The sequence below is a fragment of the Nitrososphaera viennensis EN76 genome, from assembly GCF_000698785.1.
Lineage (GTDB): Archaea > Thermoproteota > Nitrososphaeria > Nitrososphaerales > Nitrososphaeraceae > Nitrososphaera > Nitrososphaera viennensis.
This window is the reverse complement of record NZ_CP007536.1, coordinates 682,761-695,584: the sequence shown is the minus strand read 5'-3', so window position 1 is coordinate 695,584 and position 12,824 is coordinate 682,761. Positions and strand designations below refer to the sequence as shown.

The 12,824-nt window shown below is 55.5% G+C and carries 16 protein-coding genes; 8 read left to right on the top strand and 8 right to left on the bottom strand.

Annotation, left to right across the window (positions count from 1 at the left end):
* Positions 1 to 42 precede the first annotated feature (42 nt).
* The 4 genes from NVIE_RS04110 to NVIE_RS04100 all read left to right on the top strand — a co-directional run bounded on the left by NVIE_RS04110 (position 43) and on the right by NVIE_RS04100 (position 3,072).
* Positions 43 to 1,842, top strand: coding sequence for an ATP-dependent DNA ligase (locus NVIE_RS04110; RefSeq protein WP_075054152.1), 1,800 nt, complete (start codon positions 43 to 45; stop codon positions 1,840 to 1,842).
* Between the two features lie 50 nt (positions 1,843 to 1,892).
* Positions 1,893 to 2,201: a hypothetical protein gene (locus NVIE_RS04105; RefSeq protein WP_075054151.1), complete on the top strand. Its 309-nt coding sequence runs from the start codon at positions 1,893 to 1,895 to the stop codon at positions 2,199 to 2,201.
* A 223-nt stretch (positions 2,202 to 2,424) separates the two neighbouring features.
* Positions 2,425 to 2,619: a hypothetical protein gene (locus NVIE_RS14755; protein ID WP_144239482.1), complete on the top strand. Its 195-nt coding sequence runs from the start codon at positions 2,425 to 2,427 to the stop codon at positions 2,617 to 2,619.
* Between the two features lie 33 nt (positions 2,620 to 2,652).
* Entirely contained in the window at positions 2,653 to 3,072 is a 420-nt protein-coding gene (locus tag NVIE_RS04100; protein ID WP_075054150.1) for a hypothetical protein, read from the top strand.
* A 174-nt stretch (positions 3,073 to 3,246) separates the two neighbouring features.
* Here NVIE_RS04100 and NVIE_RS04095 read toward each other — a convergent pair whose 3' ends face one another.
* Positions 3,247 to 3,942, bottom strand: coding sequence for a PAC2 family protein (locus NVIE_RS04095; RefSeq protein WP_075054149.1), 696 nt, complete (start codon positions 3,940 to 3,942; stop codon positions 3,247 to 3,249).
* Positions 3,943 to 4,034: 92 nt separating this feature from the next.
* Between NVIE_RS04095 and NVIE_RS15255 the strand changes: the two genes are divergently transcribed.
* Positions 4,035 to 4,208: a hypothetical protein gene (locus tag NVIE_RS15255; protein ID WP_158435080.1), complete on the top strand. Its 174-nt coding sequence runs from the start codon at positions 4,035 to 4,037 to the stop codon at positions 4,206 to 4,208.
* Here the strand turns inward: NVIE_RS15255 and NVIE_RS04090 are convergent, their stop codons facing one another.
* Positions 4,209 to 6,662, bottom strand: coding sequence for a heavy metal translocating P-type ATPase (locus NVIE_RS04090; protein WP_084790609.1), 2,454 nt, complete (start codon positions 6,660 to 6,662; stop codon positions 4,209 to 4,211).
* A 39-nt stretch (positions 6,663 to 6,701) separates the two neighbouring features.
* Positions 6,702 to 6,920: a hypothetical protein gene (locus tag NVIE_RS04085; RefSeq protein WP_075054148.1), complete on the bottom strand. Its 219-nt coding sequence runs from the start codon at positions 6,918 to 6,920 to the stop codon at positions 6,702 to 6,704.
* A gap of 33 nt (positions 6,921 to 6,953) precedes the next feature.
* Between NVIE_RS04085 and NVIE_RS04080 the strand changes: the two genes are divergently transcribed.
* Entirely contained in the window at positions 6,954 to 7,244 is a 291-nt protein-coding gene (locus NVIE_RS04080; protein WP_227717473.1) for a hypothetical protein, read from the top strand.
* Here the strand turns inward: NVIE_RS04080 and NVIE_RS04075 are convergent.
* The gene (locus tag NVIE_RS04075; protein WP_158435079.1) at positions 7,241 to 8,110 is read right to left on the bottom strand and encodes an arginase family protein; all 870 of its coding nucleotides are present in this window, start codon (positions 8,108 to 8,110) and stop codon (positions 7,241 to 7,243) included. The genes NVIE_RS04080 and NVIE_RS04075 overlap by 4 nt on opposite strands.
* A 115-nt stretch (positions 8,111 to 8,225) precedes the next feature.
* On the opposite strand from NVIE_RS04075, the gene NVIE_RS04070 reads away from it, so the two are divergent.
* Positions 8,226 to 9,077 (top strand): enoyl-CoA hydratase/isomerase family protein, encoded by an 852-nt coding sequence (locus NVIE_RS04070; RefSeq protein ID WP_075054146.1) that lies wholly within the window; start codon positions 8,226 to 8,228, stop codon positions 9,075 to 9,077.
* Here the strand turns inward: NVIE_RS04070 and NVIE_RS04065 are convergent, their stop codons facing one another.
* From NVIE_RS04065 to NVIE_RS04055, 3 genes are read right to left on the bottom strand one after another with little or no spacing between them, the layout of a single operon-like run.
* Positions 9,078 to 10,040 (bottom strand): homoserine kinase, encoded by a 963-nt coding sequence (locus NVIE_RS04065; RefSeq protein ID WP_075054145.1) that lies wholly within the window; start codon positions 10,038 to 10,040, stop codon positions 9,078 to 9,080.
* A gap of 1 nt (position 10,041) precedes the next feature.
* A complete protein-coding gene (locus NVIE_RS04060) occupies positions 10,042 to 10,797 on the bottom strand; it encodes an ATP/GTP-binding protein (protein ID WP_075054144.1) in 756 nt (251 codons plus the stop codon).
* Positions 10,798 to 10,856: 59 nt separating this feature from the next.
* A complete protein-coding gene (locus tag NVIE_RS04055; RefSeq protein ID WP_075054143.1) occupies positions 10,857 to 11,216 on the bottom strand; it encodes a hypothetical protein in 360 nt (119 codons plus the stop codon).
* 97 nt (positions 11,217 to 11,313) lie between these two features.
* Here NVIE_RS04055 and NVIE_RS04050 point away from each other — a divergent pair, with 97 nt between their 5' ends.
* Complete coding sequence (locus NVIE_RS04050) at positions 11,314 to 12,366, top strand: lysylphosphatidylglycerol synthase transmembrane domain-containing protein (RefSeq protein WP_075054142.1); 1,053 nt, start codon at positions 11,314 to 11,316, stop codon at positions 12,364 to 12,366.
* On the opposite strand, the gene NVIE_RS04045 is transcribed toward NVIE_RS04050, so the two are convergent.
* On the bottom strand, positions 12,363 to 12,818 hold the full coding sequence (locus NVIE_RS04045; RefSeq protein WP_075054141.1) for a hypothetical protein: 456 nt from the start codon (positions 12,816 to 12,818) through the stop codon (positions 12,363 to 12,365). The two genes, NVIE_RS04050 and NVIE_RS04045, sit on opposite strands and share 4 nt — an antisense overlap.
* Between the last annotated feature and the right edge of the window lie 6 nt (positions 12,819 to 12,824).

Below are 12,824 nucleotides of genomic sequence, written 5' to 3'. Positions count from 1 at the left end.
AAACGAACAAACCTTAAAGCAGGAACCGCCCAAGCTCTAGCCGTGGATTTCCAGCCGCTGGTAGAGACGTTTGGCAAGATGGAGCAGACGTCCAGCAGGCTGGCCCTTACCGACCACCTTGTCATACTGTTGAAACAGACGCCGGCAGACCTGATAGACAAGGTGACGTACCTCATCCAGGGCAAGCTGTACCCAGACTATGAGGGCATAGAGATGGGCCTTGCAGAGCGCATGGCGCTCCGGGCAATAGCAAGCTCGTCAGGCAAGAGCATGTCAGAGGTTGAAGCAATCTACCGCAAAACCGGCGACATTGGCGACACCGCCGGCAAGGCGATGGTGTCAAAGGGCCAGTCGACGCTTTTTTCAGAGCAGATGACGGTGGAGCGCGTCTACTGTACGTTTGACAAGATCGCCAAGACGACCGGTCCCGGGTCGCAGGAGACCAAGCTGCGCCTTGTCGCAAGCCTGCTCAATGATTCCACGGCTGAAGAGGGGCGCTACATCATGAAGTTTGTCATGGGGGCGCTCAGGCTTGGCATCGCAGACTATACCGTGCTTGACGCGCTGGCCGTAGCGTTTACCGGCGACAAGGCAAACAGGAAGGTACTGGAAAACGCCTACAACGTTTCAAGCGACCTTGGCACGGTTGCAAAACTGCTTGCGACAAAAGGGCTTGCCGCAGTCAAGGCGGTGCAGATAACGCTGTTCAAGCCAATCAGGCCTATGCTTGCCGAGCGCGTCTCAACAGCCGAAGAGGCAATGGAACGCATGGACAGCCGCGCCGCCGTGGAATACAAACTGGACGGCGAGCGGGTCCAGATCCACAAGGGCAGGGACCGCATCGAACTTTTCTCCCGCAGGCTGGAAAAGATAACCGACCACTATCCAGACGTGAGCAAAGCCGCAATGTCGCTTGCCTGCAAGGAGGCAATAATGGAAGGCGAGGTCGTGGCAATAAACCTGCAGACAGGGGAGTACCTGCCGTTCCAGCAGCTCATGCACCGAAGGCGCAAGCACGGAATTGAAGAAGCGATGGAAAACTATCCGGTCGTCATCAACCTTTTCGACATCCTCTACCTTGACGGCAAGAGCCGGACAGAACTTCCGTACGAGGACCGCCGGAAGCTCTTGGAAAAGACAGTCAAAGGCGCCAAAGCTGATGGGATGATGCTGAAAATAGTGCCGCAGGTCATTGCGACAGAGCCGGGCGAAATAGACCGCTTTATGGCCTCTGCCATAGAGAGCGGCTGCGAGGGAGTCATGGTAAAGATGCCGTCAAGCACATACAGGGCAGGGGCCCGCGAGTACCTGTGGGTGAAGCTAAAGCGGGAATACCGGACAGAACTAGCAGACACGCTTGACCTTGTCATCGTGGGCGCGCTGCACGGCCGGGGAAGGCGCGTGGGCAAGTACGGCGCCCTTCTTCTGGCGGCGTACGACCCAAAGGAGGACATTTTCAGGAGCGTGACAAAGGTGGGGACCGGCTTTACAGACGTGCACCTTGAGCAGTTTTACCGCGAGCTGGAAAAGCACGTGATACACCAAAAGCACGCCCGCGTGGACACAGGCATGGACATGGAAGTGTGGTTTGAGCCTGCGATGGTCATTGAAGTCATTGCGTCAGAAATAACCCTGAGCCCGTCGCACACCGCGGCGATGGGAGCCATAAAGGACGGCTACGGCCTTGCGCTGCGGTTCCCCAAATTCACGGGAAAGATCCGCGATGACAAGGAACCAGAGGCCGCGACCACAACTGACGAGATAGTGACCATGTACAGGCACCAGCTAAAGATCCACTCGGAAGCTGCCAAGTCAAAAGAAGAAGAAAAAGAAGAGGAGTAGCGGCAGGTTAATTATGTGCCTGCAGTCTGATAACACACACGACGATAATAATGAAGGTCTCGGAGCTGTGCGCCATGATCCAGGATTCCATAAGGTCTGGACGCTACCCGCTTGCGACAGAGACAGAGAAAAAGTTTGCCGGCGCAATACAGGTCATGCTGAAATCCGGCACTGACGACCTGAAGGCAAAAGACATTGCAATCGAGGTCCGAGTGCACGACCTGTACGTCGTCAGCAATTACGTGCCAAACATCCAGCATTTGCCCGGCGTGATAGAAGCCGAGATTGTTGACTCGTACAAGATGATCTGCCGCAAGATAGACCGGCTGGACAGCGGCGTGCAGCTGAAAAAGCTCTAGAATGGCAAGTTTGCAGTCCTTGGTTACCTTCATAGCACCTGCAAGAATAATCATGCGCCTTTCAAAAGCGCCCTGATATTTTTTTGTGGCACGAATATCCAACTGAAAACTGAGGAGAGCGATTCGGATGTGCTTTAAGGTCTCAAGCTGTGCAGTCAGCACTTTCTTTGCGCAAATATTATTTCTGCAAGCTCTTTAATAAAATGCAGATGATGATCTCGCAATGTCAAACGGTGACTACATTAGAAAGCAAAGAAAACTCGACTTTGCGTTGGCCGGTACCAGAGTATACATCCTTGCGTTAATGCTGCTAGCGAGCGGTTCTGTTTTCATTAGCCCTGTTCATATGACTGCCCTTGCACAAGGAGGGAACAACAACAGCACGATAACATCATCCGGACTAAAATTCTCATCATAACCTATCTGGGACGAAATAGCCTCGACCGCAGGCGTGACTCCAATCAACCAGACACACTTCCGGGTAGATTTCATTGGAAATGGTACGATGACAGTCCCGGACACCGGAGAAACTATCAATATGACAAACACGGGTTATGGGATTGTTACTGGAAATGAGACTGCTTTTGCTTACGGAAGGGAATACGTCCGCTCAGAGGATGATGGCGATACTACAGCCATCACATTTTATGAAATCATCCGGTACGATCCTGCTACCTTACAAGGTAAGGGAATAGTCATAGCAGTGTTTGACAGCAACGCAACCGGCACGCTGGCACCCTTTAACGGCATGATAGTATCCGGAATACATGAGGAAGATCCAAACACCAAGACTGCTACTATAACATTATGGAAATGGGAAAGCGGAATTATTGGCAATAATACTGTGCACGGGGAGCCCTATACACAATAATGGAGACAGACGTCCAATTCTCAAAAAGTGTCGATCATCAGCCGAGCCTGCACATTGCGGGCTGGCGTGAGTTGGGATGATACGCAGTAGGTACATGTTATAAAAAATAATGTCAGCTATTTTTTTGGGTTCCGTATCGGCCATTTTGCTTCTCGAATAATCTTTCCCTGCGCTCTAGAATTCGCCGCTGCCGCCCTCGCTTTCTACCCTCGAAGCCATCTCGTCCAGCTCCTCCATGCCGCGGAATTTCTGGTACGTCAGTTTCTCGAGCGTTGCAAGCAGGCTTTTTGCCGCACGGAACTGGGGCACCTGCGGATCGTCAATCTCTGCGTACAGCCCGATGCCCTGCAGGCCTGCCTCCTTGGCAAGGCCGAGGATGAGGCCGTTAAATCCTGTAATGAGTGACGAGCCGGGCGTGGGTTCAAGCCCGAGGCGCTGGATCTGCCCTGCAAGCTCTTGGGTAGTCGCCGCAAAAAACGTCTTGGGAGCCTTGCCGTACTTTCTGTCGGTGTGGAACGCACCGAGCGTGTACACGAGCTGGGCAGAATACTGCCTTGCGATGTCGATGACATCTTCGCACAGGTCATAAAGCTCTTGGTTGGTCTGGGGCTGGCCCATCCCGCCTCCAAATACCACGACCGACCCGCCAGAGCCGTACCTGTACTCCCACTTTTCCCGCTGAAAATCGATGTGCCCGCCGTTGTCGACGACATAATTTGGGAACGGGATCGAGATGTGCCTGAATGGCCGCGTGCCGAGGCTCTTGTTGATAAAGTCGATGGCGATGCTCCCGACGTTGCCCATGTCCTGCATGGCCGCTATGACTATGGGCTTGCGTATGTCGGCATCCTCAACCCTGACGGCCTTCATAGGATACTTTCCACAGGCGCCTGATAAAAAAGTGTGGCCGGATAATAATAAAAGATTAAAAATCAGACCCGGCTGACAGTGTGCGTAGAGACTTGACTGGTAGCGAAGACAATAATCTTTCAGACGACCACCGCGCCGCAATGGCTGGATGGAAGGCACGAAAAGAGCAGCTGCACCGCCAGCAGGAATCCGTGTACAAGGCAAACGACGAAGCGGAAAAGGTCAACCTTATCTCCCTTTCAAAGAAAAAAGAGGGAGTCGGCTAGTTAGCCTGACAGCCTTGGCTTCCACCTTTTGAGCGCAAGCGAGCTGGCAGTCACCGACACCGAGCTTGCGGCCATCGCAAGCCCTGCCAGCGCGGGATACAGCAACCCCATCGCTGCGACCGGTATCAGAACGACATTATAGAGAAATGCGTATGCAAGGTTCTGCTTTATCTTGCCGACCGTCTTTCTTGCAATCTCGACCGCTGAAACTACGCCGCGAATGTCGCTTTTTACTAGCACTACGCTTCCTGCCTCTATCGCAAGGTCTGTGCCAGAGCCTATAGCCATGCCGACATCGGCGGCAGTGAGAGCGGGAGCGTCGTTTATCCCGTCGCCTACCATCGCCACTACTACCATGCCGCTTTTGCGTATCTCGTTTATTGCGTCCACCTTGCCTGAAGGGAGCACTCCTGCATAGACCCTCTCTATTCCGACTAGCCTGGCTATCTCCTCGGCCGTCCTCCTGTTGTCGCCTGTCACCATCACTGGCTCGATGCCGAGGCCCTTGAGCGCCTCTATCGCTTCTCTGGCCTCTTGCTTGGGCGCGTCCATCAGGCCGATGACGCCGACAATGTCGCTGTTTGCAGTCACCAGCACAGCCGTCTTGCCCTGCGCCTGCAGTTTTTCCACCGCTGCCTGCGCAGACGAGACGGCGGCGCCCACGCCCGCCTCTTCTATGAACTTTTTGCTGCCCACCCTTACCGTGGTGCCGTCCCATACCGCAGTCACGCCCATGCCTGGGGTCACCTGAAAGTCAGAGACCTCCTTCGGCTCTATCCCTGCGCTCTTGGCGTGGCCGACTATTGCCTTTGCAAGTGGGTGCTCCGAGTAGTTCTCCGCAGTGGCGGCAAGGAGCAGCACGCCTGTACTGTCAGGCACGCTCTGGCCTTCCGTATCAATTTCCTGCTTTAGCTGTATGACGTCTGTGACCTGCGGCCTGCCCTGCGTGAGCGTGCCCGTCTTGTCAAATACTACCGCCCTGGCCTTGCTGAGCGCCTCAATCGCGTCGCCGCTCTTGAAGATGACTCCATGCGCAGCGCCCTTGCCCATCCCGACCATTATCGCGGTGGGAGTGGCAAGGCCGAGCGCGCACGGGCACGCCACGGCCAGTATGGCCACTGCCGGGATTATCGCTGCTTCTGTTGCTCCTGCTGCAAGCGCGTACCATATGCCAAAGGCCGCAACGGCAACTGCCATCACCGCGTACGCGAAATACCCTGCAACCTTGTCCACGAGCTTCTGCATCGCCGGCTTTTTGCCCATAGCCTCTTCGACCAGCTTCACTACCTGTGAAAGAAACGAGTCTGCGCCAACCCTGGTCGCCTTGACAAGGAGCATCCCTTCCCTGTTCACGGTGCCTCCGATTGCGCTGTCGCCGGTTTTCTTGTGTACGGGTGCGGACTCGCCTGTCGCCATCGACTCGTCGATTGCGGACTTGCCCTGCACAACCGTCGAGTCGACAGGTATCTTTTCTCCCGGCCTGACGATTATGATGTCGCCGGGCTGTATCAGTTCCACCGGCGTCTCTACCTCCGAGCCGTCTGCCTTTTTGACCCTTGCCGCCTTGGGCTGGAGCTCCAGCATCTTGCGTATCACGGCGCCAGTCCTGCCCTTTGTCTTTAGCTCAAGGTACTTGCCGAGCAGTATGAACGTGATCACAAGCGACGAGGCGTCGTAGTAGATGCCGTGCCATGTTGGCGCCGGGAAAGTGTTGTATGCGCTGAACACGTATGCGGCAGTCGTGCCAAGGACCACAAGCGTGTCCATGTTGGCAGACCTCATCCTTGCTATCCTGAATGCGCCAGAGTAGAACCTGCTCCCAGTGACAAACTGGACTATTGACGCCGCAGCAAAAGCGATATACGCCCCGGCGCTTGTCCCAGCAAGCGGCAGGAACGAAAACACTTCTGGGTAGCTGAACAAAACGACAGGTACCGTGAATGCGACGCCAAGAAAGAACAGGTTTTTGAGCTTGCGCGCCTCGACGTCGTGGGCGCTTGCCTGCGTGCTCTCGCCAATGACGCTGTAGCCATAGTCGCCCACCTTTTTGCGAATGTCTGCAAGCGACACGAGCGCAGGGCTGTACTCGACAAGCACCTGCGCGTTTCCATAGTTTGCAGACGCCGACCTGACGCCTTCCATCCTCGAAATCCCGCCTTCCAGTCTCTGGGCGTCTGCCGAGTCGGTGATGCCCTCGACCTTTAGCGACACCTTTTCGTAGACTACCCGGTAGCCGACCTCTTCAATTGCCTTTTCGATGTCGGGCAAACCCACCTTTGCAGGGTCAAATTCTACAACCGCCTTTTCGCTTGCGAGGTTGACCTCCACCTTTGACACGCCTTCAACTGTCGAGACGTGCCTCTGGATGGAATTGACGCACCCCGCGCAGTGCATCCCGCCTATCTTGAGCAGGGTCTTTTTTGTTGCTGTTGTCTGGGCGCTTGCCTCCTCCACGCCTGATTTTTCGATAGCCGGTTATTTAATTACCGGACCTTACAATTGTAAAGCCTGCTGTTGCTTTCTGGCAAACTCCCGCAGCTCCTTGGCCTCCTCCCTGTACGCCTTGACTGTGTGGATGCCGCCGTCAGGGCATGAAACAGTCACGATGACGATATTGACCTCTGCGTCTGACGCAAACATGGCAGGCTGCACCTTTTGTACCTTGCAGCCTTTTTGCAGGAGCGCCTTTAATTCGTCGATGGCAGCCGCCATGGGCTAATTGCAGCTCCAAGGAGATAAAAAGCATTGAAAATTCTTATTAGCCGTGCGCCTGCAAGTGATGTCGTCATGTCGCTCTCGATGAATGACAAGCTCACTCTGCTCCAGTACGCGATAAACAAGTACGACTCGGAAAACACCATAAAGGAAAAACTGAACGGCATCCTGTCAACAAAGGATGTCGAGCGGGGAATCGACACCCTCATCGCCACGCAGAGGGTGCGCAGGATAGGCCCTGACATCATTCAGAACAACGTCAGCCACACCGAGCTTCCAGAACTGCCCGACAGCCTGAAGGAAATAGTCGACAGGATCTAGCTAGGGCTCTTTTTCAGACACGCGATGCACTCTGTCAGTATCCTTGCCGCAAGGTTTGCCGTCCGGCCGTCTGCGTCATAGTCCGGCGACAGTTCCACGATGTCAAAGCCTATGACATCGCAGCTACTTATCGTGCTTGTCAGCAGGTACAACAGGTCTGCAACGGTGATTCCGCCGGGCGAAGGCACGGACACGCCGGGCGCAAACGCAGGGTCGACACAGTCGAGGTCGACTGAAATGTACACCCTGCTTCCTGCGACCTTTTCTCTTATCATCTCTGCAACCTTGTGAACACCAAGGTCGGTAATGTCAATCGGCGTGACCATCGCAAGGCCGGCCTTCTTTGCGTTTTCAATCTCTTCCGGCTCTGCCGCCCTCGTGCCTACAAGCATGCTCTTTTTGTAATCGACATAGTCTGCCGAGTCGGTCAGCACCGAGCCGTAATAGTTCCTTGCCGATGACACGAAATCCGGGTGCGCGTCAAAGTACAAGAGCGACAGTTTGCGCCCGCTGCCTGCGGCCTTTAAAATGTCGGTGGTAAGCGAGTGGTCGCCGCCCAGCGTAACCGGGGTCTTGCCTGCCTCGACTATTTTTCGCGCCTGCTCGTACACGGCGTTTCTCTGCACGTTGCCTGCGTCAAAGATGCGCTTGCCCTCAAGCGTCCCGCGCATCGGAACTGTTGGAATGAGCTTGCCGTCGCGCACAAAGAACTCGGACTCGTCAGACGCGGCGCGGATGGTGTCCGGCGCGGTGCTTGTGCCCTTGCGCGTCGCGTGCGACCTGGACTCGTCAGGCACGCCCATTACGATGATGTTTGCATCGCTAAAACTCTTGGCGTTTGCGCGGTGGAACCTTGTCAACGCCACATACCATGTACTAGCCTGCTTTTAACTTCGCACCCTTGACCGCGTACGGCCTCCACACCGAACATGAATAAGCTTTAATTTAAGGCGGAAGCTGCCTCTCTCCCATATGTCCACAATGAAGTATATCCAGCTTGAACCGCACGGCGAAATAGCCGTTGTCAAGATAAACAGGCCAGAGGCGCTCAACGCCATGAACGTTGACGTCATTGCCGAGCTTTCACGCACAATAGACATACTTGCCGCCGACGAGGGGACAAAGTGCGTTGTCATCACGGGCGCAGGCGAGCGCGCGTTCTGCGCAGGAGCAGACATTGCCTTCATGGTCAACATAGAGCCGATGGCTGCAGAAAAGTACGCGTCAGCGGCGCAGGCAGTCCTCAACAAGATAGAGAAGCTGGAAAAGCCGGTCATTGCTGCTGTAAACGGCTTTGCGCTTGGCGGCGGCTGCGAGCTGGCGATGGTCTGCGACATACGCATCGCGTCTGAAAACGCCAAGATCGGCCAGCCCGAGGTGACAATCGGGATCCCGCCTGGATGGGGCGGAACGCAGAGACTGCTGCGCATTGTCGGCCCCGCAAAGGCAAAGGAGATGATCTACACCGGCAAGATGATAACCGCGGACGAAGCGGCGTCAATCGGCCTTGTCAACAAGGTCGTCAAGCTGGGCGCTGAAGACCAGCTCCCGCCAGAGGCTCCAAAGGGCGACGCAGCCGCAGAAAAGGCACGCGCCGCAGAGGTGGCCAAGATCCTGAACAAGAAGCTGATGGCTGACTGCATGGCACTTGCCAAGGAGATAACAAAGAACAGCTTTACCGCCGTCAAGGTCAGCAAGATGCTCATAAACCGCGGCATGGACTCGGACATCGAGACGGGCCTGCGCCTGGAGATCTACGGCTGGGCGCTCTGCTTTGCGCACGAGGACAGGAAGAACATGATGTCTGCCTTCCTCAACAAGGGAAAAAAGTAACTAGACAACTATACGCGCGCCCTTGCTTGGACCGCAGGCAAAGGTCCGGCACTTTACGCCGGCCTCAGAAAAGCCTGCTTCCATGGCTTTTATCACCTGTTTTCTTTTTGTTTTTCCCTTGAGAAATGCGATCATTGAAGGGCCTGCGCCGCTGATGGTCACTGCAAGCGCACCTGCGGCAAGGGCGTTTTTCCTGACGCTGTCGTAGCCGGGTATCAGGTGCTTTCTTGCCGGCTCGACAATGACGTCGTCGTCGATTCCGCGTCCAATCATCTCCACGTCGCCTAGAGCAAACCCTGCGACAATGGTGCTTGCGCCAGATACGTTGTGCACCGCGCTTTTCAGCGGCACTTCCCTTGGAAGGACGCTCCTTGCCACCTCCGTCTTTTTCGCCGGCACCGGTATTGACGGGACTGCCACTACAATAAGGAGGTCTTTTGGTGGCTCGATGCGGATGAACCTGATGGTGCCGTCCTGCCCGACGCTTGAGATAATAAACCCGCCGAGCACCGACGCCGAGACGTTGTCGTAGTGGCGCGCCCCTGCGCTTGCCACCTCGCCTTCTGCCGCGTACTCGACCAGTTTGTTCCTGTCTATTTTTAGTTTGTAAAGGCCGGCAAATGCCACTGCAGCAGCCGCTGCCGACGCGGCACTGGAGCCCATGCCGTACCCTGCCGGCACGCCCTTTTTCACCACGACGTCAAGGTCGTCTGTGATGGCAAAGTCCTGTGCCATCTTTTTGATGACAAGCCCCGCCGAGTTGGACTCGAGGGCAGCCGGTATTGCGCCGTCTGACATCTTTATCGTTATCCTGCCGCTGTTCTTGCCCGCTACTTTTGTTATCCTGACCCTGTCGTACAGCGCGTCAAGCGCAAGGCCGAAAACGTCATAGCCAGGGCCAAGGTTTGCCGTCGACGAAGGCGCAACAGCCGTGCAGGATGAGGACCTTTTCTTCACCGCCATGCTATCCGTCCTCTCCCTGATTAAGGGTTCGGGCAAGGGCGGCAGCCACGTTTACCAGCCCGTTCATGGTCGTGCTAGAGACTGCGACAAGGCCGGGCGCAAAGCCGGCGCGAGTCATGCTCCTTGAAAGGTCCTTGCTCAAAAGCGAATACTCGGCGTCTTTTTCGACGTTGAGCGCCGACTCGAGCGCCTGGGCGGACGCCGCCCAGTCGAGTATGTCCTTCAGCCTGTCGATGACGAGGTCCCGTTTTGTAAGTGCATTTACCTGCGCGGTTTTCAGTCGCAATTTTACCGCCGAGGCAAGGAGCGATATCGACACAAAGTTTATCGGCGAAGAGACGAGCGTGCCGTCGAACGCAAACACTGTCGCCTTGTTGTCTGCCTGCAGGTTTGATACAAAGTAGGGCCCGCTTGCCCGGAACGCAAACAGTTCTATCTGGCCTGGCGTGTCCACTATCAAATAGTCGGGGTTTGCCTCGTAGACCTCTTCCTGGATCTCGTCAAGCTTGGTCGCCACCAGGTCGCTTGCCATGACCAGCGCGCCGTTGGGCCCGAGGGCATAGCTTTCCATGAGCGTGCCGATGTCTATGTAGTTGCGTACGTCAATGTCTGGCTCGTATGGAAGCGTGACTGCGCCGGGGTCAAGATTCAGGGTCACGGGGTAGGCGCCCGTGTCGCGGTACCACTGCATCAGCCTTGAGGTCAAAAGCGACTTGCCCGAGCCGGCAGTGCCGGTGACGAAAATGGCGTTTACCATCTCTCTTTGTGTAAAGAGGGCACTCTACGAAGTATATATCTGCTTTACACATTCTTCTGTCACCAGCCAAACTTGACTCCAAGCAGGCTGCCGACCTTGTCGAGCAGTTCGTCGTGGTTGTACGGATTGACGATGGGGAGGATAAGGACGCTGTTGTCCGGTATTGAGAATATAAAAGTGTCAAGCATTTCGTGGTTGGTCATGACATAGCCAGTCCTGCCAAACAGGTGGTCGCTTTGCTTTGTCATGCCCACAAACACCTCTGCCCGCATGAACAACTTTTCAAGTTCCGTTGTTGGAGGGATCGGTACTCCCTGCCTGACGTGTCGGGCTATCATCTCTCCATTTGAAACGACCACCGCCGCCTGGATGTTGCCATGAAGGGCTGCAACGGCCTTGCAGAGGCTGGCGTGATCCATGACCTGAAAATCATGTCTGCATAGGATGGATTAATGTTTCCCGCAGAGGGTTATTATTCGTTATTATATATATCTCCAGAGTGTACAAAAAACGGCGTTGAACTGGAGAATCGCTGCTATCCCGGCGAGCATCGTTCCCTTTATCATAATGTTCCTGACCACCAAGGTATCGCCGCAGGACATATTCGCAGTCGGCCTGGTGCCCTTTGTCGCCTCGGCAGTGGCCGCGGTTGCAAGGATAATGATCCAGGCGTACCGGTTCAAGTACTTTGTGCACAAGTTCATCGGCTACGACGTAAGCTCGCCCGGCAAGACCATGGCGGCAAGGCTTGCAGGCGAGTTTGTCACCTACACGACGCCTTCGTACGTGGGAGGCGAGTTTGTCAGGATAGCATGGCTGTCCAAAAACGGCGTGCCTGCAGGCAAGGCCGCATGGGTGGCCACGATGGAGATAATCGCCGACGTCTTTGCAGTTACGATACTTGCCTTTGTCGCCGGCGGGCTTGCCCTTTCCCGGGGCGGGACTGCCGTCGGGATTACCGTGATTGCCGTCGCGCTGCCGACCTTTGTGTTCTGGCTCGTCCTGATCCTCTACTCGGCAAAGCGCAACCTGCGCGTCCCGCAGTTCATCGACAGGCTTGCCCGGCGCTTTGCCAAGGACAAGGCGGACAAGTACATAGCCCAGGCCAACAAGGCCCTTGACGACCTGTGCACCATGAGCCGGGAGAACTTTTCCTCAAGCAAGGTCATCAAGCCGTTTGCAGTCGGCCTTGCACTGACCTTTGCGTCGTTTCTTGCGTACGGCATCTCGTTCATGGTCCTTGCCGACTCGGTCGGGGTAGGGATAGGGATGTTTGACTCGCTCATGGCCGTTGCAGCGTCAAACGCGATCGCAAACCTGCCTGTTACCATAGGGGGCTCGGGCCTTGCGGAGCTTGGCATCTGGGCCTACGTCTCCAACCTCTCAAGCGTGCCAAATCTCGCCGACATTGCTGCCGACTCGAAGCTCAGCGTGATCATCGCATGGAGGATAGCGACCTACCACGTGCCGCTTGTCATAATGTGGATCGCCCTCATGAAACTCGCAATAGGCAAGAAAGAAACGATCGTGCCTGCCGACGGCGAGAAGAAAAAAGAGGACGCTAGCTAGTCATCGTCGCCCTCGCCATCGTCACCGGATGATGGCGAGGGAGCAGGCATGTCAGACTCGACGTCCATGAGCGCAAGCTCCTTCATCTCGAAATTGAATATCGCCTTCATCTCAAGGCTGAATTTCGTCTTCAAGAGTTCGATGACCTTGTCGCTCAGGGGCGCAGCATAGACGTTTATCTTGAACTCGTAGACAAAGCCTTTCATGAGGTCGCTCATCTTGACCTCCTTTGGCAGGCTGATGCCCTCGATGATGACCCTGCCGTCTGGCATCGGCTCGTAGACCTGAATGTCAAGCCTGTGGTCTTTCTCGTATATCTCCAAGATGTATCCTGTCCTTGTCATGACTTCCGGCTTGCCAAACTGCGCCGACTTGATCTCGTCCTCGGCCCACTTTGGCAGTCCCTCTTCTTCCTTGCCTTCCTGGGCCTCGGTCTTTTTTGCTCTCGGCATGTGTAT